Genomic DNA, 19,631 nt, shown 5'->3' with positions numbered 1-19,631 from the left:
TGGGCTTCAGAGGACTCTGAGTTGCGTCCCTTTGATACGGAACGGCTCCACGACATGGAAAACACCCGACGCAGGAAAGTCGCGGTGCAAAGGTTTGTCAGCCTTAACCCAATGCGCTGAAGAACCTTTTATTCAATGATCAATCCCTTGAAATTCACCCGACACTTTAAACATCGTGCGTATTTGCTCCTGCCCGCCTTGCTGGCGGCCAGTGCGTTGTTTTTGGCGCTGGAGTCCAGCGAAAGCCGCGCCCAGCCGGTGGATGGTACCCAGACCCTGGTGTTCCTGCGCCATGCGGAAAAGCCCGAGGGCGGCCTGGGCCAGCTCAATTGCCAGGGCTTGAACCGCGCCATCGACCTGGCCACCCTGCTGCCGGAAAAATTCGGCAAGGCCGACTACGTGTTTGCCGCCAACCCGACGCGCAACGTCGAGGAAGGCGAACTGGACAACTCCTACAGCTACATCCGCCCCTTGATGACCATCAGCCCCAGCGCGATCAAGCTCGGTTTGCCGGTGAACATCAACTTCTCGGCCAACGACACCAGCGACCTGGCCGATGAACTGCTCCACGACAAGTACCACAACTCGGTCATCTACACCGCCTGGTCCCACGGCTATTTGCCGGAACTGATCAACAAGGTCGCCGGTGAAGCCGTCGGCAAGAAACAGAAGATCACTGAGGACTGGGAATCCAGCGACTATGACTCGCTGTACGTGCTGACCCTGACCTGGCACAACGGCAAGGCCAGCCTGCAGAGCCACACCTACAAACAGGGGCTGGATAATGGGCAGGAGACTTGCCCGACCTGATTGTGCAGTGCCTGATATGGCGCCTTCGACTGTAGGAGCGAGCATGCTCGCGAAAAACCTGAGAGCACCGCGGGGTGCCAGGCTCCCCGCGTCATCGTTGACCTCAATCGCGAGCATGCTCGCTCCTACAGACCGCCCCGCTCCCGCAAATACGCCAACACCGCCCCCCGCTCCCCGGAGAACTCGATCCGCGGCCCTTTCTTCTCCCGCTGAAAGGCATACATCGGATCGTAATATTCCGTCAGCAACCCTTCGATCCAGCTGCGGTGCAAATCCACCGCACCACTGCGCCCCTGCTCGGCCAACGCCTCTTCCATCAGGATCAGCATCCGCCGATGCCGCTCGCCGCCCAGGCGTTTGTGCACATTGTTCAGACTTTCCAGCATGCGCTCTGAAAACAGCACAAAACCATCCTCGCCATGCACGGCGATGAACTCGGCACACAAGTCCACCACATAATCGCGCAGGATCCTCTCGACCCGCCCTTCCAAGCTGTCTTCAAGCCAGACCATCGGAAACTGCTGCATGCCCTGATACAGCGGCAACGGCAAGGCGCAACTGCCAACCGCGCGGCTCTCGTCTTCCAGCACGAACTGTTCGATACCGCAGGCGCGCTTTTTCAGCACGTCCACCGCCAGGCGGTTTTCAAAGTCGATGTTGGACGGCTGGCCCGTAACGCGTTTGCCGAAACTGGAACCGCGATGGTTGGCATGTCCCTCAAGGTCCAGCCCGTTGTCCAGTTGCGTGAGCACCTCGGTTTTACCGGTGCCGGTCATGCCGCCCAACAAAACGAAATCGCACTGGGCCACGGCCTGGTCCATGGTGTCCAGCAAGAAGGTCCGCATGGCCTTGTAGCCACCGCCAACCCGCGCATAGTCGATGCCCGCCTCGTCCTTGAGCCATTGCTGGACGATCTGCGAGCGCAGGCCGCCACGAAAGCAATACAAAAGGCCATCAGGATGGGCCCGGGCAAAATCCGCCCAGGCCTGGATGCGCTCGGTCTTGATGGCGCCGGACACCAATTGATGGCCCAGTTCAAGCGCCGCCCGCTGCCCGTGTTGCTTGTAACAGGTGCCAACCCGTTGCCGTTCGTGATCATTCATCAGCGGCAGGTTGACCACGCCGGGAAACGAGCCCTTGAGAAATTCGACCGGCGCACGGGCGTCCATCATTGGCCGGTCGTTGAAAAAAATGTCGCGGTAATCGCTGCAGTCGACAGGCATCAGGACACCTCGACCGCGTGGCTCTGTCGCTCGACCAGTTCGCCGATTGGCGCCAGGTTCAGCCCCAGTTCGGCAGCGACCGCGAGAAACCCGGCGTTACCCTCGGGCGTCACGGCGACCAGCAGGCCACCGCTGGTTTGCGGGTCGCACAGCACCCGCTTGTGCAGCTCCTGAAGACGCCCGAGCTTGCTCGCGTAGCTGTCGTAATTGCGCAATGTGCCGCCCGGCACACAGCCCTGATCGAGGTAATACTCGACGCCCGGCAAGCGCGGCACCCGGTCATAGTTGATGCGTGCGGTGAGGCCGCTGCCATCGGCCATTTCCACCAGGTGCCCGAGCAGGCCGAAACCGGTGACATCGGTCATCGCCGCCACGCCCTCGAGCTTGCCGAAACGGCTGCCGGGTTTGTTCAGGGTGCACATCCAGTCGCGGGCCAGGCCCACATCGGCGCTGCGCAACTTGCCCTGCTTTTCGGCCGTGGTGAGGATGCCGATGCCCAAGGGTTTGGTCAGGTACAATAAGCAGCCGGCCGTGGCCGTGTCGTTGCGCTTCATGTGGCGCTTTTCCACCAGCCCGGTAACGGCCAGGCCGAAGATCGGCTCCGGTGCGTCGATGGAATGCCCACCGGCCAGGGGAATCCCGGCCTCATCGCACACCGAGCGCCCGCCGCGAATCACTTCCCGGGCAATCTCCGGCGCCAGCACATTGACCGGCCAGCCGAGAATCGCGATCGCCATCAACGGGTCGCCTCCCATGGCGTAGATGTCGCTGATGGCATTGGTGGCGGCAATACGGCCGAAATCGAAAGGATCGTCGACGATCGGCATGAAAAAGTCCGTGGTCGACACCACGCCACGCTCGTCATCGATGGAGTACACCGCCGCGTCATCGCGCGAGGCATTGCCGACCCACAGTTTCGGATCAAGATTCTGCGCCCCGCTGCCGGCCAGAATCACCTCCAGCACCTGGGGGGAAATCTTGCAGCCACAACCAGCGCCATGGCTGTATTGGGTCAGGCGGATCGGCTCGCTCATCGGGGGCTCCTCATTGGGTCATGGGCCGATTCTAGCAGAGCGTCCACTGACTCTGTGGGAGCGCGCCTGCTCGCGAAGGGGCCATGACATTCACCGTCCGCCAATCCGAATGAATTTTCCGCACGCCCAGCGATCCCTCTATGTACACAGGGAGGAACAAAGGCTCTATGAACAACGCAAAACTGTTCGTCATTGAATACACTCTTCATGGCGCCCCCAAGTCGTTCATCATCCGTTTGGACAAAATGGACAACGCGGAGGCTTGGCATTGGGCAAGCTGCGACGCGGGGGTCGGACGCATTCCTCGCTTTGGCCGCGAAAAAGTGCAGAAGACCAGCAAACCGATGGCGGAAAAATTCGGCGTGGAAAACGTCAAGTGGCGCCCGGCCGGTTAGCCTGGCAGCGATCAGGATTGGGGGGAAGGAAATGACTTCGACACTCGTCAGCAGCCCTGCACATCTGGACTACGGTCTGGATACGTTGTTAGGCCGTATCACCAAGAGCACCGAATGCCGGGTCGGCCTGGAGCAGGTCGAAGATGATCCGACGCGCTTCGCGGTGCGCGTTCCAGCGCCATTGCCCGAAGACCTGGAACAGGCCAAGACCGTGGTGTTACGGGTCGATGGACGACGCCTGGCGGGCACCGTGCGCCACAGCGAGCGACTCGACGACGACAGCCTGAAACTGGAAGTGGAGCCCGACTAGGCCCCACGTTCCGGTGCGTGGCAAGTGTCAGTGGGCACACTTGCAGCCTTGATGGGCGCACTCTTCGCCGTGCTCGTGGTGCTTGGCGCAGGCTTCACAGCAGAAATGCTTGCCGTGACGCACGATCGGATGTTCACCGAGCTTGCAGTTGCATTTCGGACAGTCACAGATACTTTTTTTATCGGTCATGGAAGCTGACTCCTTTTGCAGTGGTCGTCGGCGGGCTGGATGAGCAACCCGTTGTACCAGTGTAGGAGTTGATGAGGGGGCACAAGCGGGCAATTAACCGTTCGCCCCGTCCGTCGAGACATGTGCATAGCCGATTAGCATGGCTAGTCTTTTGTTGGATTTTTGTCCTCGGCGTCCTGGAGAACGCTGGGGAGCTGCGTCAACAACTCCGGCAACGCCGTTTTAACCGTCTCCCACACGAGATCCAAGTTGATATCGAAGTAACCGTGAGCAATTCGGTTGCGCATCCCACGCATGCTGCGCCATGGCACTTGGGTGTGTACCTGGATGAACTCGGCGTAACCGTCCATTACCTTTGTCGCGGCCTCTCCTATGATGATGAGGCTCATAATGACGGCTTGCTGCGTACGCTTGTCTTCATGAAACTCGACTTTATCCAAACCCTCTATGAAACCACAGGCATCCACTGCGGCCTGTTGCATGTGTCCGAGGTAATCAGCCAGGCATTCTCATTCATACCGGCTTGGCCTCTGCGAGGACTTGGCCTCGGAACTTCGACGGCAAATCGGTCGGGGTCAACAGGTCAACATGGATGCCAAGAAGTGACTCCAATTCGACTTGCAAACCGCCCAGATCAAACAGTGTTGTGCCGGGTAGCGCATCGACCAGTAGATCGAGGTCACTGCCATCCAGGTCGGTACCGCGGAGCACCGAACCGAAGATACGTGGATTAGTCACGCGAAAGCGGCTTACCGTTTCACGAACGGCACTTCGCTTGAGATCCAGAGCGAGTGAAGGGCGCATAGGGCTTTTCCTTATGGAAACTCATTGAAAGGCTAGGAGATCGAGAACAGCGTTTCAAGAGCTATTTTCGAGAACCAGTAAGCCTCGATTGTCCGTGTGCCATTTGCGTCGAGTTTCTGAGATTGAATCGCCAGCCAATGCGAAATCAGAGCACCATCGCCGCCATCCAGCCAAACACCAGCAACGGCAGGTTGTAGTGCAGGAAGGTCGGGACCACGGTGTCCCAGATGTGGTGATGCTGGCCGTCGATGTTCAGGCCGGAGGTCGGCCCCAGGGTCGAATCCGAAGCCGGCGACCCGGCGTCGCCCAATGCACCCGCGGTCCCGACGATACAAACTATGGCGATCGGGCTGAAGCCCAACTGGACGCACAAAGGTACGAAAATCACCGCCAGGATCGGCACGGTGGAAAACGACGAACCGATGCCCATGGTCACCAACAGGCCGACCAGCAACATCAGCAAAGCGCCGACGGCTTTGCTGTGGCCAATCCACGAGGCCGAGGTTTCGACCAGCGTCTGCACCTGCCCAGTGGCCTTGATCACTTCGCCAAAGCCGGACGCGGCGATCATGATGAAGCCGATCATCGCCATCATCTTCATGCCTTCGGTGAACAGGTCATCGGTGTCACGCCACTTGACGATGCCCGACACCGAAAAAATCAGGAAGCCTATCAACGCGCCGATGATCATTGAATCCAGCAGCAGCTGAATGATGAACGCCGCGGCAATGGCCACGCCGGCGACCATCAGGCTCAGGGGGTTGTACTGCACCGCGACCTGCTCGACCTGTTCGATCTTTTCCAGGTCGTAGACGCGCTTCTTGCGGTAACTGACAAACGCGATCAGCAGGCCCACCACCATGCCCAGTGCCGGGATACCCATGGCGTGAGTCACGTTGATGCCGCTGATATCGACGCCGCTGCGGGCGACGTTGGCCAGCAGGATTTCATTCAGGAAGATGTTGCCGAAGCCCACCGGCAAGAACATGTACGGGGTGATCAGGCCGAAGGTCATGACGCAGGCGATCAATCGGCGATCCAGTTGCAGCCGGGTCAACACATACAACAGCGGCGGCACCAGCAACGGAATGAACGCGATATGAATCGGCAGGATGTTCTGGGACGCGATGGCCACGATCCACAACAGGCCGATCAGCAGCCATTTGACCTGGCCACCGCCACTGGCATGCTGCCTGTCGACCATCGCCAGGGCCTTGTCGGCCAAGGCATGGGCCAGGCCGGACTTGGCAATCGCCACCGCAAACGCGCCGAGCAACGCATAGGACAACGCCACCGTCGCCCCACCGCCCAGGCCGCTGTTGAACGCCTTGAGGGTCGCGTCGATGCCAAGGCCACCGGTCAGGCCACCCACCAGCGCCCCCACGATCAGCGCGATCACCACATGCACGCGGGACAGGCTGAGTATCAGCATGATGCCGACCGCGGCAATTACTGCATTCATTGTCGTTACCTCTGGGCAAGCGAAAAGAGTCCGGCCGGCAGTCTGCGAGAGCCGCCAACGGATAAAGGAATGGGTTTTATTAGAGGGCGCGCACTGTGAAGCAAGCCGCTTCAAGCTGCAAGCCTCAAGCGACAAGATTTGCCTCAAGAAAGCCGCTTGATGGCCGCTACAGAGCAAAGTCGCAGATATTTATCGAATAAGGACGCGTCCATGTCGCTCAGACAACTTTCCATTCAATGGAAAATCACCCTGTTGGCCGGCCTGTGCCTGGCGGGCATCGTGACCCTGCTGGTGGGTCTTTCGCTGTATCGCATGGAGCACAGCTCCGCGCTGGTGAAAGCCTCGAGCATGGAGATGCTGACCGAAGCCGCCCAGGCCCGGATCGAGTCGCAGGGTGAAAACCAGGCGCTGATGATCCGCCAGCAGTTCATGGACGCTTATCAATATGGCCACGGTTTTTCGCGCCAGGTGCTGTTTCTGCGCGACCAGGCCGAAAAACGCTTCCTCGATGCCTTCGACCTGCGCGAAGACCTGACCCGCCAGGTCAAGTCGGCCCTGCAAGCCAACCCCGAGCTGCTCGGCCTGTCCCTGGTATTCGAACCCAACGCACTGGACGGCAAGGACGAACTGTTCAGCGGCCAGGCCGAACTGGGGAGCAACGACAAGGGACGTTTCGCCCTTTATTGGTCGCAGCCGACACCGGGCAAGTTGACCGCCATGGCGCTGCCCGAAAGCGACTTGGCCGACACCCGCACCGGCCCCAGCGGGGAACCGGCCAATGCCTGGTTCACCTGCCCGCGCACCCGCCTCACGCCCTGCGTGATCGAACCGTACTTCTATGTGATCGACGGCCAGAACGTGCTGATGACCAGCATCGTTTTCCCGTTGATGGTCAACGGCAAGGTCATCGCGTCGCTATCGGTGGACATCAACCTCAACAGCCTGCAAGCGATCAGCCAGAGCGCGAGCAAGAAACTCTATGACGGCCAGACCAGCGTCAGCATCGTCAGTCCGGCCGGTCTCCTTGCCGGTTATAGCTTGGACGCCAGCAAACTCAGCCAGCGCCTGGAAGCCGTGGACACCACCACCGGCGCCGAGCTGATGCGCATGCTCGGCGGCAGCAGCAAGACGTCCAGCCTGCACAGCCATCAGCAATTGAAAGTGCTGTCGCCGTTCCAGCCGATTCCCGGCAGCAAAGCCTGGGGCGTGTTACTCGACGTGCCGGAAAAAGTCCTCGTCGGCCCGGCCGAGGCCCTGAAAAAACAACTGGATGACAGCAACACCGCCGGCACGCTGACCGAACTCGGCTTGGGCATCCTTGCGGCGCTGATTGGCTTGCTGCTGGTGTGGCTGATGGCGCGCAGCGTGACCCGACCGATCCTCGGCGTGGCGCACATGCTTGAGGACATCGCCAGTGGCGAAGGTGACCTGACCCGCCGCCTGGCCTATGACAAGCAGGATGAGCTGGGCCAATTGGCGGGCTGGTTCAACCGTTTCCTCGACAAGCTGCAACCGGTCATTGCCGAGGTCAAGCGCTCGGTACAGGACGCCCGCGGGACGGCGGACCAGTCGTCCGCCATCGCCACCCAGACCAGCGCCGGCATGGAGCAGCAATACCGTCAGGTGGACCAGGTCGCAACCGCCTCCCACGAAATGAGTGCCACTGCCCAGGACGTCGCCCGCAGCGCCGCCCAAGCGGCACAAGCGGCCCGGGATGCCGACCAGGCCACCCGCCAGGGCCTGACCGTGATCGACCGCACCACCACGAGCATCGACAACCTCGCCGCCGACATGAGCGCGGCGATGGTTCAGGTCGAAGGCCTGGCGGCCAACAGCGAGAAAATCGGTTCGGTGCTGGAAGTGATCCGTGCCATTGCCGAACAGACCAACCTGCTGGCCCTCAATGCCGCCATCGAAGCCGCCCGTGCCGGTGAAGCCGGGCGCGGCTTTGCCGTGGTGGCCGATGAAGTGCGCAACCTGGCGCGCCGCACCCAGGAGTCGGTCGAAGAAACCCGCCTGGTGATCGAACAACTGCAAAGCGGCACCCAGGACGTGGTCGGCTCAATGGGCAACAGCCACCGCCAGGCCCAGGACAGCGTCGAGCAGGTTGGCCAGGCCGTGACGGCGCTGCAGCAGATCGGCGACGCGGTCACCGTGATCAGCGACATGAACCTGCAAATCGCCAGCGCCGCCGAAGAGCAAAGCGCCGTGGCCGAGGAAATCAACCACAACGTGGCGACCATCCGCGATGTCACCGAATCGCTGTCGGGGCAAGCCAACGAATCGGCGCGGGTGAGCCAGTCGCTCAATCGCCTGGCGAATCAACAGCAGAGCTTGATGGATCAGTTTCGCGTTTAAACAGTACACCTATCCCATGTGGGAGCGAGCCTGCTCGCGAAGGCGTCGTGTCAGTCGACATCAATATTGACTGACACGACGCCTTCGCGAGCAGGCTCGCTCCCACAGTTTTATCTGTCGTATATAGGATGGCAGCACAACGGTCAGTTGCTTTGAACCTGCGCGGCGTTTCGGCATCCTATTTACCGATACCGCGCCCCGCCATTCAAACAGCCGTTTTGCGGTTGTTGCCACTGGGGCCATCGATACACGTACATGCCCTTGAGTGGCTGTCAGCGCTCGGGTAATGTCATCAGACCCATAGGACAGAGCACGCCCATGACTTCCAAGCTGGAACAACTCAAACAGATGACCACCGTGGTTGCCGACACCGGCGACTTCGAAGCTATCGCTCGCGTCAAACCCGTGGACGCCACCACCAACCCTTCGCTGCTGCTCAAGGCGGCGGCCATTCCCGCTTATGCCGAGCTGCTGAACGCATGCGTCAGCGACTGCAAGGGCGATGTGGGCCTGGCCAGCGACCGTTTTGGCGTCGCGGTCGGGCAGGAAATCCTCAAGGTGATTCCTGGCCGTATTTCCACCGAAGTGGATGCGCGCCTGTCGTTCGACACTGACGCCGTATTGAAGCGCGCGCACCGTCTGATCGAGCTGTACGAAAAGGCCGGCATCGGCCGCGACCGGGTGCTGATCAAGATCGCCTCCACCTGGGAAGGCATCCGCGCTGCCGAGATCCTGGAAAAGGAAGGCATCCAGACCAACCTGACCCTGCTGTTCTCGTTTGCCCAGGCGGCTGCCTGCGCCGACGCCGGGGTGTTCCTGATTTCGCCGTTCGTGGGCCGCATCTACGACTGGCACAAGAAAGCCACCGGTAACGACTACGTCGGCGCGGACGATCCGGGCGTGCAGTCGGTGACGCGCATCTACAACTATTACAAGGCCAATGACTACAAGACCGTGGTCATGGGCGCAAGCTTCCGCAACCTCGGCCAGATCGAGCAACTGGCCGGTTGCGACCGCCTGACCATCAGCCCGGACCTGATCGACAAGCTGGCGGCGGATACCGGCAAGCTGGAGCGCAAACTGGCACCGGGCAGTGCCGGTGAAGCGCGCCTTAACCTCAATGAAGCGCAATTCCGCTGGCTGTCCAACGAAGACGCCATGGCGACCGAGAAACTGGCCGAGGGCATTCGCCAGTTCGCCCGGGACCAGGAGAAGCTGGAGGCGTTGTTGCAGGCCAAGCTGTGATCTGAACCTGCTAATGCAAAAAGGGCGAACCTTGATGGGTTCGCCCTTTTTTGTGCGTCCTGATTGAATGTGGCGATCTTGCGGACGCCTTCGCGAGCAGGCTCGCTCCCACAGGGGACCGAGTTGCGCTCGGGATAAAGTTATACGAAGGACATTGTGGGAGCGAGCCTGCTCGCGAAGGGGCCAGCCCGGCCAACCATCAATGCCGCTCCAGCGCATTCACCAGATCATGAAACGCTTCACGATTGGAGTCGTTCAACCCCATGAGGATCTTGTGCGCTTCAAGCACCTTGATCCGCACCACCTCTTCCGACTGATCCTGATCGGGCAGGTCGTCCAGGCATTCCGGGCATGGCACCGGCTGGTCGACGATGTTGAACACCTGCTCGAACCCCATCGACTGCAACAGACGGGTGATGTCTTCGTGGGTGGTGACAACAGTTGGCAGCAGCCCGACCTTCTGCCGCGACAGGATCGACAGTTTGGCCAGCAGGCCCAGGGTCGTGCTGTCGATGCTGCGGGTTTCGGTCAGGTCGATCACGATCGCGTTGAAGTTCAACGCGGTGAAGATCCGCTCAATAGTCGCATCCAACGCCGAACACAGGGTCAGGCGAACTTCACCGACGAATTTCAGGACAAAGGTGCCGTCCTGCTCGGCGAACTGGATTCTACCGGTACTCATCAAAGATTCCTGCTCAACACCAACAGGGCGATATCATCCGGCATCTCCCCTAGCGTGGCCAATCCAAAAACCTGCCGCAGACCATCCAGGCTGCCGCCCGCCGCCTTGACCCGTTCGGGCAACGCAGCTTCTTTCTCTTTGAGTGTGGGTTCTGGCAAAAGGTCCAGAATGCCATCAGACATCAGCGTCAGGCTGAATGTCGGCGGCAACTCCAGTACGTGATCTTCGTAGGTGGCTTCATTGAAGAGGCCTACCGGCAGACCACGCCCTTGCAGATAACTGACACTGTCGGGTGTGTACAACACAGGCAACGGCAAATGACCACCGATGCTATAGGTCAACAAACCTGTCTCCTCGTCGATGACTCCACCGACCATTGTGACGTGTTTGCCCAGCTTACAACTGATCAGGCCCCGGTTGATATGCCCAAGGACCTCAGACGGCTTGAATTCCGGCAAGGTGCCGCTGCGTTTGGACTCGAACAGCAGGCGCGTGGTCATGAATTTCAACAGCACGGTAACAAAGGCTGAAGAGGCGCCATGCCCGGAAACATCCGCCAGATAGAACGCCACCCGGCGCTCGTCAACCCGGAAATAGTCGACAAAATCTCCCGACAGGTACAGCGACGGGATGATCTGGTGGGCAAACTTGAAGTCGTCGATGGCCCAGGGGCTGACCGGCAGCATGTTCATCTGCACCTGGCGACCGGCGGTCTGGTCTTCCTGGAGCAGGTTCAGGCTGGCGGCGAGCTCGCGGTTGGCCTTTTCCAGCTTCTCGCGGTAGCGCTGGTTTTCCAGCAGCAGGCGCGCGCGATCCAGGGCCCGACGCACCGAGTGCTCGAGCACGGCCAGATCTTCGAGAGGCTTGATCAGGTAATCCGCCGCGCCCAGGCGCAAGGCCTCAACCGCGTCGTTCATTACGCCGGCACCCGACACCACGATCACCGGCGTTTGCGGCGACAGCTCGGTGACCTGGCGGATGAGTTCAAGTCCCCCCATCTGTGGCATGCGCAGATCGCAGATGACCAAGTCGGGGTTGTCTTGCTCGAATACCTGAAGGCCCTGCTGACCATTGCTGGCCTGCAAGACGCTGAAACCACTGTCTTCCAAATAGGCCGCGAGGCTCGCGCGCACTACCTCGTCATCATCGATTATCAGCAGCGTGGCACTGGTTTTTGGCATGTGGGCAAACGGCGCCAGAATTAGGTTGGCGTAGCGGCTCGGATTTTGGCCCGGCTCTGACTACTGGATTCGCTTTCTAGCCACTCTGCTGCACTGTTTTCGAGCATTTGCCCGATCCACACGTACACCAGAGGTGCCCTTCTAAGGCGCAGACGGTACTCCCATCCGCGAGGCGTTTCAAGCTCACACCGATGGTCGCTTGGCGCCGACACTTTTGAAATCACCGGGAGTTATAAGAACCGCCAAAACCGAAACCCAATGAAAGGTCGTGGACGGCGCCGGAAATGAAGAAGGCGGCTCGATGGCCGCCTTCTTTTTACCGGTCGAGATCAGAAATCGTCTTCGACCTGGCCATCTTTGACCTTGAATTCACGGTTCTGCAGATAGGCGTTGCGGATGAAAGTGTACTTGTCGCCCGTGATCAACTTCTCGGTGGACAGCAGGCTTGCCCGGGTATCGACGATGTTCAGGCCGAAGATCGAGTTACGCACCGGTACATCGTGGATGTACGGATAAGGGCCGGTGTAGCCATCGACGTACTTGGCCGGCGCATCACGCAGGGTGCTTGGCCCCAGAAGCGGCAGCATCACGTAAGGCCCACTGCCAACGCCCCAATAACCGAGGGTCTGGCCGAAGTCTTCGTCGTTGCGCTGCAGGCCCATGTGGGTACCCACGTCAAAGAAACCCAGCACGCCGAAGGTGGTGTTGAAGATCATGCGCGCAGTGTCGACACCCGCCGCGGCGGGTTTGGCCTGCAGAATATTGTTGGCGAGGTTGGTTACATCGCCGACGTTGCGGAACATGTTATGGATGCCATCTTCAAGAAACTGCGGCGTGACGAACTGGTAGCCTTGGGCCAGAGGCTTGAGGGCATAGGTGTCGACGACATCGTTGAACTTGAAGATCGGACGGTTGATGCCTTCCCAAGGATCATCTTCCGAGGCTGCCTGGGCAGCAAACGGAACCAGCAGCGCACTGGCGCACACACAAAGCTGAGCGAGATGATTGCTCCAGCGCATAGATAACTCCTTGGACTGTACCGTCGCAGGGCGCCTGGCCCCACGCAAAGACCGCTAGTATAAGACGGATCGGCCACTTTAGGCAGCATTAGCCCCGCATGCCTGTGCATGATCGCCGGTGAATGCCAGCGATTCACAGCAGTGTCACTCAACTGTCACAGTCGCCCTTTAGCCTCGAGCCTATTTCAGGGACGTTGACATGCCGCACGCCGAAATCACCCCGCAAACCGCGCCGAACCTGACTGCCGTGCTGTTCGGCCTGAGTGGTTGCCTGGTGGATTTCGGCGCCTGTACGCGCCTTCAGGGTAGCCAAGGCGCCGAACACGCCGCGGCCACGCCGGGCGCCCTGGACAGTCTGCACAGCTTGCAGCGCCAGCAGATCCCCTGCGCCTGGCTTGATGAGCTCTCTCCCGCCATCAGCCACACCCTGGCCATCGGCCTGCCGCAATGGATCAAACCTTCGCAGCCTTTGCAGCCGTCGCAACAAATTGCAACAATCAAACCCTGGCCAGCGCCCGACGCGTGTTGGCAAGCCTTGATGGCGCTGGACATCGAACGGTTGGATGGCTGCGTGCTGGTCAGCGGCGAACCGCGACTGCTGCAATCGGGACTGAATGCCGGGTTGTGGACCATCGGCCTGGCGTCCTGCGGCTCGCTCTGCGGACTCTCGCCGGCGCAATGGCAGGCATTGTCGGCGCAGGAGCGCGACATCAAGCGCAGCAAGGCAACGGTGCAGCTGTTCGGCCTTGGCGTGCATTCGGTGATCGATCACCTCGGTGAACTCGAGACCTGCCTGGCAGACATCAACTTGCGTCGGCTCAAGGGCGAAAAGCCCTGATCGCAGCCATACACCTATGAAGGCATGCAGGTTACGCGCGAGTGGATTAATCTAAAGGTAAGCCATAGATCTTTGGCGCGCCGCCACGGTCTATGCCAGTGCCTATCGATAAAAGGAAGAACGCCATGCCTGCCCGCGAACTGCAAGCCCAGCTCAATGCCCTGCGCGAGCAATTGGAACAGAATCCTCCGCTGTCCGAAGCCGAGCGCAATGACCTGCACGCGCTGATGCAACAGATCGAGCTTGAGCTTGAGCTCGAAACCAAGACCAAGGACGTCAACCTCGCCGACAACGTCAATCTGGCCGTCGAACGCTTCGAACTCGAACACCCGACCCTCGCCGGCACCCTGCGCCAAATAGGCCAAGCCCTGCACAGTATGGGGATCTGACCCACCAAACGCAGAAATCCCCTGTAGGAGCGAGCATGCTCGCGAAAAACCAGAGAGCACCGCGGGGCGTCAGGCGCCCCGCGTTATCGTTTACGACCATCGTCGGAACGCCGCCCGGAGCATACTCGCTCCTACTGGCGGACCAGGCGGTGGTTCGGCAATTGCACCTCTTCGGTACTGCGATACGGATTGATATCCAACCCGCCCCGCCGCACATAACGCGCATACACCGTCAATTTCTCCGGCTTCAGCAACCGCTGCAGATCAAGGAAAATCCGCTCCACGCACTGCTCATGGAAGTCCGAGTGCTGGCGGAAACTGACGATGTACGCAAGCAAGCTCGCGTGATCCAGCGCCGCGCCACGGTACTCCACCGCCACGCTGCCCCAGTCCGGCTGACTGGTCACCGGGCAATTGGACTTGAGCAAATGGCTGTGCACGCTCTCTTCGACAATGCGTGACTCATCACAACGCAGCAGTTCCGGGCGCGGGTGCTCGTAGTTGCTGACGCTGATGTCCAGATCGTCAATGCACACGCCGGGCAATGCCACCACGCCTTCCGCCTCAACTTCTTTCAGGCTGCGGATGCGCACGCCCACGGGTTTGCCGGCCGCGTTCGACAGGTCCTTGGCCAGGGTCGCTTCAAGGCTCGCGGTGTCGGCAAACGGCGTCTGGTTCAAGGAGTTGAGGTAGAGCTTGAACGATTTGGATTCGATGATGTTCGGCGAATCCGCCGGGATGCTGAATTCGCCGATCGCCACCACCGGCTTGCCCGACGGCAGCAACCACGACAGTTCGAAGCAATTCCAGAAGTCCACGCCCTTGTACGGCAGTGTCTGGGCCGTCAGGCCCAGCTCGGCCCACTTCGCGGTACGCGGGATCGGGAACAGCAGGGACGGCGTGTAAGTGGCGATGTATTCGCTGGATTTGCCCAGCGGCGAGTGTTCGGCTGCGGGATGCATGGCGGAAACCTGACTGAAGAATCAGCGGATTCTACCAGCCTTTGCGTCCGCCTTTGAGTGCTTACTGACTGACAGTCAACTTGCCCACCATGCCGGCCTGGTAATGACCGGGGATGTTGCAGGCAAATTCGAGGCTGGTGGGCTTGCTGAAGGTCCAGGTCAGCTCGGCGGTTTTGCCAGGTTCCACCAGCACGCTATTGGGGTCGTCGTGCTGCATGGCGTGCCCCATTCCGGCCATGGCACCGTGGTCGATTTCCTTCATGTCTGTTGGCGTGAGCATGCCGCTCTGCTGCATCTGCAACATTTCCTGCTGGTGCCTGGCATGCATCGCCGCGTCACCGAGGTTGAATTCGTGCAGCAACTGGCCTTTATTCACCAGCACGAAACGCACCGTCTCCCCCGCCTTGATCTCGATAGACTTGGGGGTGAACGTCATGTCAGCCATGACCACCTCGACACTGCGAGTCGCCTTGGCTGACGGGGCCGGTTGACCAAAATCATAGGTAGGTGCCGGTGACGCCCACACCGGCGAACTCAGCGCCAACAGACAGGTGGCCAGCAGCACGGATTTGCGCAAAAACATCGAAGTACTCCAACAAGATTAAGGTTCAGCCTGTGGAAAACTCTAAACTGCCACCGCTGCCCGCTACCTGACAGCCAGATTACAACTTTGTCAGCTTGGCCTGCAGCGTCGTAGCCCACGGTATAACGCTGTCGTTCCATTTAGCCCGAGTCGCCCATGAAACTGCTGATCGTCGAAGACCAACCGAAAACCGGCCATTACCTGCGCCAGGGCCTGACCGAGGCCGGGTTCACCACGGAACTGGTGGCCGACGGCAGCACTGGCCAGCAACTGGCGTTGAGTGGCGACTATGCCCTGCTGATTCTCGATGTGATGCTGCCCGGGCGCGATGGCTGGCAGATCCTGCAAGCGGTGCGCAGTGCCGGCCTCGACACGCCGGTGCTGTTTCTGACCGCCCGAGACGCCGTGGAAGACCGGGTCTACGGTCTCGAACTGGGCGCCGACGATTACCTGGTCAAACCGTTCGCCTTCTCCGAATTGCTCGCCCGGGTTCGCAGCCTGTTGCGCCGTGGCAACACCGCACCCCAGGAAACCAGCCTGCAACTGGCCGACCTGCGCCTGGACCTGATCCGCCGCCGGGTCGAGCGCAGTGGCCAGCGCATCGACCTGACCGCCAAGGAATTCGCCCTGCTGGAAATGCTCCTGCGCCGCCAGGGCGAAGTCCTGCCCAAATCGCTGATCGCGTCCCAGGTCTGGGACATGAATTTCGACAGCGACACCAACGTCATCGAAGTCGCGATCCGCCGCCTGCGCCTGAAGATCGACGACGAGTTCCCAAACAAACTGATCCACACCGTGCGCGGCATGGGCTACGTGCTGGAAGAGCGTCAGTGCTGATGCATCGGCTGTCCTTGAGCGCTCGCCTGGCACTGCTGTTCGCCGCGTGCACCGCCGTGGTCTCGCTGTTCGCCGGTGTGCTGTTCAGCCGCGCCAGCGAGGCGCATTTCATCGAGCTCGATCAGCAGTTGCTGGACGGCAAGCTGACTGGATTGCGACGGGCATTGCTGGATGTTCAGTCAAGCGAAGGTGAAGCCCGGCTGGCCGACGAATTGAACCGCCAGGCCGATCTGTCACTGCGCATCAGTGGCAGCGATGGCCGCCGCTGGTATGACAGCTCCACGCGTCTGCCGCAGACATTGCCGCGCCAGCCCGGCTTGTCCACGGTGAGCCACGACGGCACCGACTATCGCGTGCTGAACGCGCCGCTGTACCTCAACAACCCCGAATCGCCGCAACTGACCCTGTTGCTGGACATCACCCATCACCAGCATTTTCTGCAGCGCATGCAACACCTGATCTGGCTGACAGTCGGCCTGTCCGCCCTGGCCACTGCCCTGCTCGGTGCCTGGGCCGCGCGCAGCGGGCTGCGGCCGTTACACCGCATGAGCGCGGTCGCCAGTGGAGTCTCGGCGCAATCGCTCAACGCACGCCTGCCGGAAGACGACATGCCGCCGGAGCTGGCGGAAATGGCCCAGCACTTCAACGCCATGCTCGGGCGTCTCGACGATTCCTTCCAACGGCTCTCGGCCTTCTCCGCCGACATTGCCCATGAGCTGCGCACGCCGCTGTCGAACCTGCTGACCCACACCCAAGTCACCCTCACCCGTGCGCGCCCCCTCGAGGATTACCGCGAAGCGCTGCACAGCAATCTCGAGGAGCTGCAATGGATGGCGCAACTGGTCAACGACATGCTTTACCTGGCCAAAGCCGACCATGGCCTGTTGATGCCCAAGCGCGAACCGCTTGAGCTGGCAGAGGAAGTGGACCTGTTGCTGGAGTTTTTTGCGCCCCTGGCCGAGGACGCGCAGGTGACGTTGAACCGCGACGGATATGCCCGTATGGAAGGCGACCGCAGTATGTTGCGTCGGGCGCTGTCCAACTTGCTGGACAATGCGTTGCGTTTCACCCCGGCCAGGGGCGAGGTTCGGGTGTGGATCGTCGATCAGCCCAAGGGCTTGAGGCTGACGGTCGAAAACAGCGGTGAAGGGATTTCAGAAGACTTGCTGCCTCGCCTGTTCGATCGCTTCTACCGCGCAGACCCGGCGCGCCATGAAGGCAGCAGTGAACATGCGGGGTTGGGATTGGCGATCACCCAGTCGATTGTCCGTGCCCATGGTGGGCAGATTCGTTGTGAATCGGCTGATGGGTGGACGCGGTTTGTGATTGAGTTACCAAGAAGGGAGATTGAGGCCCGAAGGGCCGGGTCCTTGTAGGAGCCGGCTTGCCAGCAAAGAATGGACGTGATCGGGCGCGTGGTATTGAGCGGTAATTCGGTTACGTGGCTCGACTTCCGAACACAACATACAATGGATCAATCCCGGTTTCGCGGGGGAAAACCACGATGTAGTCGTCAATCGGTGCTTGCTCGATGTTACCGGTTACGGGGTCAAGCGTCGGAACCGGCGAAGAGGATACAAATCCAACACGTTGTGTTGGTGGCGGTGCTGCCGGAACATGCGTTTCGATAGCGGCCGTTGCAGACCAGAGAACGGTAATCGGTGCAGCGCCATCCGCAGTAAAACTGAATGAGTTGGGTTGCTCACCCCGTTGTGCCTCGCGGACCCGCACCCGCGATGCAGAAATATTGCGCCGCGACGCTGCAATGTGGACCTGCTCCAGAAACCTGACTTCGCGTAGCCCCCTGAACATCGACCCGGGTTTAGCGGGCACTACAGCCGAGCCCATCCTGAAAGGCATGTCGACCTCGGATCGGTTCGCCGCCAATGCCCACCAATTATGCCCCTCGATGGGCAGTAGCTCGGACAAAGGGACACTGAGACCGAAGACCTTGACATCGGCACGACTGTTGAATTCGAACTGCAATATGGCTGACCAATGTCCTTCATCGACAGGCTCGACTGACGTGTTGCGCCAGGTAAATTCTGCAACCGCCGAACGAATGGATTTTTGCAGATCAACCTGTTGGGAAAATTGCAAGGCAGGTGACTCGTCCTCCAACAGCAGATCGGGACGTTTTCCAGCGATGACCAGCGACGCCTGGATCTGACGAGCAGTCCGCGCCGGACTAATGCCCGCAAAAGTACGCGAGCCGATCAACTTCTGCTGCGCGGTTGTCAACAACACCTCGGCCTCATCGTGCAGGGCGCGATGGTGCTGATTAATCGCCGCCAACCGGGCGATGTAGCGATCGTAGGTTGCATTGATTTGTTGTTCGATGCCCTGCCACTGCACCTGCTCCGAGCGTGCAAATTTCAGATTGCTCTGCGCACTGTTTTTGGCGAATTCGATGCGCATTTTAAAGAATTCGAACTTTCTGGTGCTCAGGTACGAGTCATGCTGGGCGAGTTCAAGCGCACGAATGTTCCTTTCCTGTTCGTAAACATCAGACGAAACGCTCTGCAGTGACCGAAACTGCTGGATACGCTGTCCGAAAACACCGAACGCCTGATCGACGGATTGTTCTGAAACGGCCACGTCTGCTGCAATCTTCTGTACCTCAGCCAAACTGCGCTGCACAGGCGTTATTTGCACATAGGGGGGAGGAACGAAAATACCCTCGTCCTTGAATGCGGCAAGGCCTTGCGCGCGATGCCATTGCCTGACGAGATGCACAACGGTGTCCGGGCCGTCAGCCAGGCCTGTCTCGTCAGAGGTAAACAACAGATCCGCCCCATCAGGGTGAGCGACGATCCGGTCGAAATGATTGATCAATCGGTTATGGTCCTGCCTGGGTAGATCGACAGCCCATATCCGTTCAACCAGCGTCTGGAATTCCGAAGCGGTGTAATCCTTGAGTGTTGGCTTAAGTTCCATACTTGACTCTTCCTTGAGCTTTTTGTGGCAAATAATTGAAGACCACGACACCCGTCTCTTATGAGCAGGTGTCGTTGAGTCGTAATAGGGTCTAGTTATTCTGGTTTGAAACCGGGCTTGTTATTGGCTGCGCGCCATTCTTTGATAACCCTTAGTACATCTTCCGGCGTACTCTCGCACCCTTCCTTGGGAAAAAAAATCACGTCAGAACGATCAGGATGCTCGGTTACCAACTCGAAATGAATAACCCCTTTATCTATGAAGTCTTCAAATTCATCAGGAGATAAGTCATCCCTCTTTTCGTAGAGACCACGTAAAAATTGTAAAAATTCAGCCTCTGTATAATCTTCAAGCTTCTCTTTAATCATCATAA

22 protein-coding genes and 1 pseudogene are annotated in these 19,631 nt (G+C 59.7%); 10 read left to right on the top strand and 13 right to left on the bottom strand.

What is annotated here, in order from left to right; genetic code table 11:
• The first annotated feature begins 135 nt into the window (after positions 1–135).
• Positions 136–810, top strand: a complete 675-nt coding sequence (locus ACA058_RS09260; RefSeq protein WP_497638800.1) for a histidine phosphatase family protein — start codon at positions 136–138, stop codon at positions 808–810.
• 125 nt (positions 811–935) lie between these two features.
• Here the strand turns inward: ACA058_RS09260 and mnmH are convergent, their stop codons facing one another.
• Positions 936–2,033 carry a tRNA 2-selenouridine(34) synthase MnmH gene (gene mnmH, locus ACA058_RS09255; protein WP_497638799.1) on the bottom strand — a complete coding sequence of 366 codons (1,098 nt, stop codon included), beginning with the start codon at positions 2,031–2,033 and terminating at the stop codon, positions 936–938.
• Positions 2,033–3,067, bottom strand: a complete 1,035-nt coding sequence (gene selD / locus ACA058_RS09250; protein WP_497638798.1) for a selenide, water dikinase SelD — start codon at positions 3,065–3,067, stop codon at positions 2,033–2,035. The genes mnmH and selD overlap by 1 nt, the downstream gene beginning before the upstream one ends.
• Before the next feature lie 167 nt (positions 3,068–3,234).
• On the opposite strand from selD, the gene ACA058_RS09245 reads away from it, so the two are divergent.
• Together ACA058_RS09245 and ACA058_RS09240 are read left to right on the top strand one after the other, a co-directional pair.
• Positions 3,235–3,462, top strand: coding sequence for a DUF6555 family protein (locus ACA058_RS09245; RefSeq protein ID WP_008064402.1), 228 nt, complete (start codon positions 3,235–3,237; stop codon positions 3,460–3,462).
• A gap of 31 nt (positions 3,463–3,493) precedes the next feature.
• Positions 3,494–3,772: a hypothetical protein gene (locus tag ACA058_RS09240; protein WP_497638797.1), complete on the top strand. Its 279-nt coding sequence runs from the start codon at positions 3,494–3,496 to the stop codon at positions 3,770–3,772.
• Between the two features lie 27 nt (positions 3,773–3,799).
• Here the strand turns inward: ACA058_RS09240 and ACA058_RS09235 are convergent, their stop codons facing one another.
• The 4 genes from ACA058_RS09235 to ACA058_RS09220 all read right to left on the bottom strand — a co-directional run bounded on the left by ACA058_RS09235 (position 3,800) and on the right by ACA058_RS09220 (position 6,227).
• Positions 3,800–3,961 (bottom strand): metallothionein, encoded by a 162-nt coding sequence (locus ACA058_RS09235; RefSeq protein WP_497638796.1) that lies wholly within the window; start codon positions 3,959–3,961, stop codon positions 3,800–3,802.
• 143 nt (positions 3,962–4,104) lie between these two features.
• Positions 4,105–4,443 (bottom strand): HepT-like ribonuclease domain-containing protein, encoded by a 339-nt coding sequence (locus ACA058_RS09230; RefSeq protein ID WP_497638795.1) that lies wholly within the window; start codon positions 4,441–4,443, stop codon positions 4,105–4,107.
• A gap of 31 nt (positions 4,444–4,474) precedes the next feature.
• Positions 4,475–4,765: a nucleotidyltransferase family protein gene (locus ACA058_RS09225; RefSeq protein ID WP_153438977.1), complete on the bottom strand. Its 291-nt coding sequence runs from the start codon at positions 4,763–4,765 to the stop codon at positions 4,475–4,477.
• A 145-nt stretch (positions 4,766–4,910) separates the two neighbouring features.
• On the bottom strand, positions 4,911–6,227 hold the full coding sequence (locus tag ACA058_RS09220) for a Na+/H+ antiporter family protein (protein WP_497638794.1): 1,317 nt from the start codon (positions 6,225–6,227) through the stop codon (positions 4,911–4,913).
• 159 nt (positions 6,228–6,386) lie between these two features.
• On the opposite strand from ACA058_RS09220, the pseudogene ACA058_RS09215 reads away from it, so the two are divergent.
• The 3 genes and pseudogenes from ACA058_RS09215 to tal form a co-directional block, all read left to right on the top strand.
• A pseudogene (locus tag ACA058_RS09215) lies at positions 6,387–7,727 on the top strand (methyl-accepting chemotaxis protein); the annotation flags it as partial.
• Positions 7,728–7,829: 102 nt separating this feature from the next.
• Positions 7,830–8,585 carry a methyl-accepting chemotaxis protein gene (locus ACA058_RS09210; protein WP_404821803.1) on the top strand — a complete coding sequence of 252 codons (756 nt, stop codon included), beginning with the start codon at positions 7,830–7,832 and terminating at the stop codon, positions 8,583–8,585.
• A 318-nt stretch (positions 8,586–8,903) separates the two neighbouring features.
• Complete coding sequence (tal, locus tag ACA058_RS09205) at positions 8,904–9,830, top strand: transaldolase (protein WP_497638793.1); 927 nt, start codon at positions 8,904–8,906, stop codon at positions 9,828–9,830.
• Positions 9,831–10,029: 199 nt separating this feature from the next.
• Here the strand turns inward: tal and rssC are convergent, their stop codons facing one another.
• The 3 genes from rssC to ACA058_RS09190 form a co-directional block, all read right to left on the bottom strand.
• Entirely contained in the window at positions 10,030–10,512 is a 483-nt protein-coding gene (rssC, locus tag ACA058_RS09200) for an anti-sigma factor antagonist RssC (RefSeq protein ID WP_274077054.1), read from the bottom strand.
• Positions 10,512–11,693, bottom strand: a complete 1,182-nt coding sequence (rssB, locus tag ACA058_RS09195; RefSeq protein WP_497638792.1) for a two-component system response regulator RssB — start codon at positions 11,691–11,693, stop codon at positions 10,512–10,514. Before rssB ends, rssC begins: the two co-directional genes overlap by 1 nt.
• 329 nt (positions 11,694–12,022) lie before the next feature.
• The gene (locus tag ACA058_RS09190) at positions 12,023–12,712 is read right to left on the bottom strand and encodes an MlaA family lipoprotein (protein ID WP_497638791.1); all 690 of its coding nucleotides are present in this window, start codon (positions 12,710–12,712) and stop codon (positions 12,023–12,025) included.
• Between the two features lie 199 nt (positions 12,713–12,911).
• Here ACA058_RS09190 and pcrP point away from each other — a divergent pair, with 199 nt between their 5' ends.
• Positions 12,912–13,550 carry an HAD superfamily inactivated hydrolase PcrP gene (gene pcrP, locus ACA058_RS09185; protein ID WP_497638790.1) on the top strand — a complete coding sequence of 213 codons (639 nt, stop codon included), beginning with the start codon at positions 12,912–12,914 and terminating at the stop codon, positions 13,548–13,550.
• A gap of 125 nt (positions 13,551–13,675) precedes the next feature.
• Entirely contained in the window at positions 13,676–13,939 is a 264-nt protein-coding gene (locus ACA058_RS09180; protein ID WP_497638789.1) for a DUF4404 family protein, read from the top strand.
• 131 nt (positions 13,940–14,070) lie between these two features.
• Here ACA058_RS09180 and queF read toward each other — a convergent pair whose 3' ends face one another.
• Both queF and copI read right to left on the bottom strand, forming a co-directional pair.
• On the bottom strand, positions 14,071–14,901 hold the full coding sequence (queF, locus tag ACA058_RS09175) for an NADPH-dependent 7-cyano-7-deazaguanine reductase QueF (RefSeq protein ID WP_497638788.1): 831 nt from the start codon (positions 14,899–14,901) through the stop codon (positions 14,071–14,073).
• Positions 14,902–14,962: 61 nt separating this feature from the next.
• On the bottom strand, positions 14,963–15,484 hold the full coding sequence (gene copI, locus ACA058_RS09170; protein WP_497638787.1) for a copper-resistant cuproprotein CopI: 522 nt from the start codon (positions 15,482–15,484) through the stop codon (positions 14,963–14,965).
• A gap of 156 nt (positions 15,485–15,640) precedes the next feature.
• Here copI and ACA058_RS09165 point away from each other — a divergent pair, with 156 nt between their 5' ends.
• Together ACA058_RS09165 and ACA058_RS09160 are read left to right on the top strand one after the other, a co-directional pair.
• Complete coding sequence (locus ACA058_RS09165) at positions 15,641–16,321, top strand: heavy metal response regulator transcription factor (protein ID WP_497638786.1); 681 nt, start codon at positions 15,641–15,643, stop codon at positions 16,319–16,321.
• Positions 16,321–17,697 (top strand): heavy metal sensor histidine kinase, encoded by a 1,377-nt coding sequence (locus tag ACA058_RS09160; protein ID WP_497639891.1) that lies wholly within the window; start codon positions 16,321–16,323, stop codon positions 17,695–17,697. Before ACA058_RS09165 ends, ACA058_RS09160 begins: the two co-directional genes overlap by 1 nt.
• Before the next feature lie 61 nt (positions 17,698–17,758).
• Here the strand turns inward: ACA058_RS09160 and ACA058_RS09155 are convergent, their stop codons facing one another.
• Together ACA058_RS09155 and ACA058_RS09150 are read right to left on the bottom strand one after the other, a co-directional pair.
• Positions 17,759–19,258 carry an S-type pyocin domain-containing protein gene (locus tag ACA058_RS09155; RefSeq protein WP_497638785.1) on the bottom strand — a complete coding sequence of 500 codons (1,500 nt, stop codon included), beginning with the start codon at positions 19,256–19,258 and terminating at the stop codon, positions 17,759–17,761.
• 95 nt (positions 19,259–19,353) lie between these two features.
• A complete protein-coding gene (locus tag ACA058_RS09150; RefSeq protein WP_497638784.1) occupies positions 19,354–19,629 on the bottom strand; it encodes a bacteriocin immunity protein in 276 nt (91 codons plus the stop codon).
• Positions 19,630–19,631: the final 2 nt, after the last annotated feature.

The sequence above is a fragment of the Pseudomonas sp. LBUM1649 genome (assembly GCF_059716155.1).
Note: the sequence above shows the minus strand (reverse complement) of the source record. Positions and strands in the feature narration are given on the sequence as shown.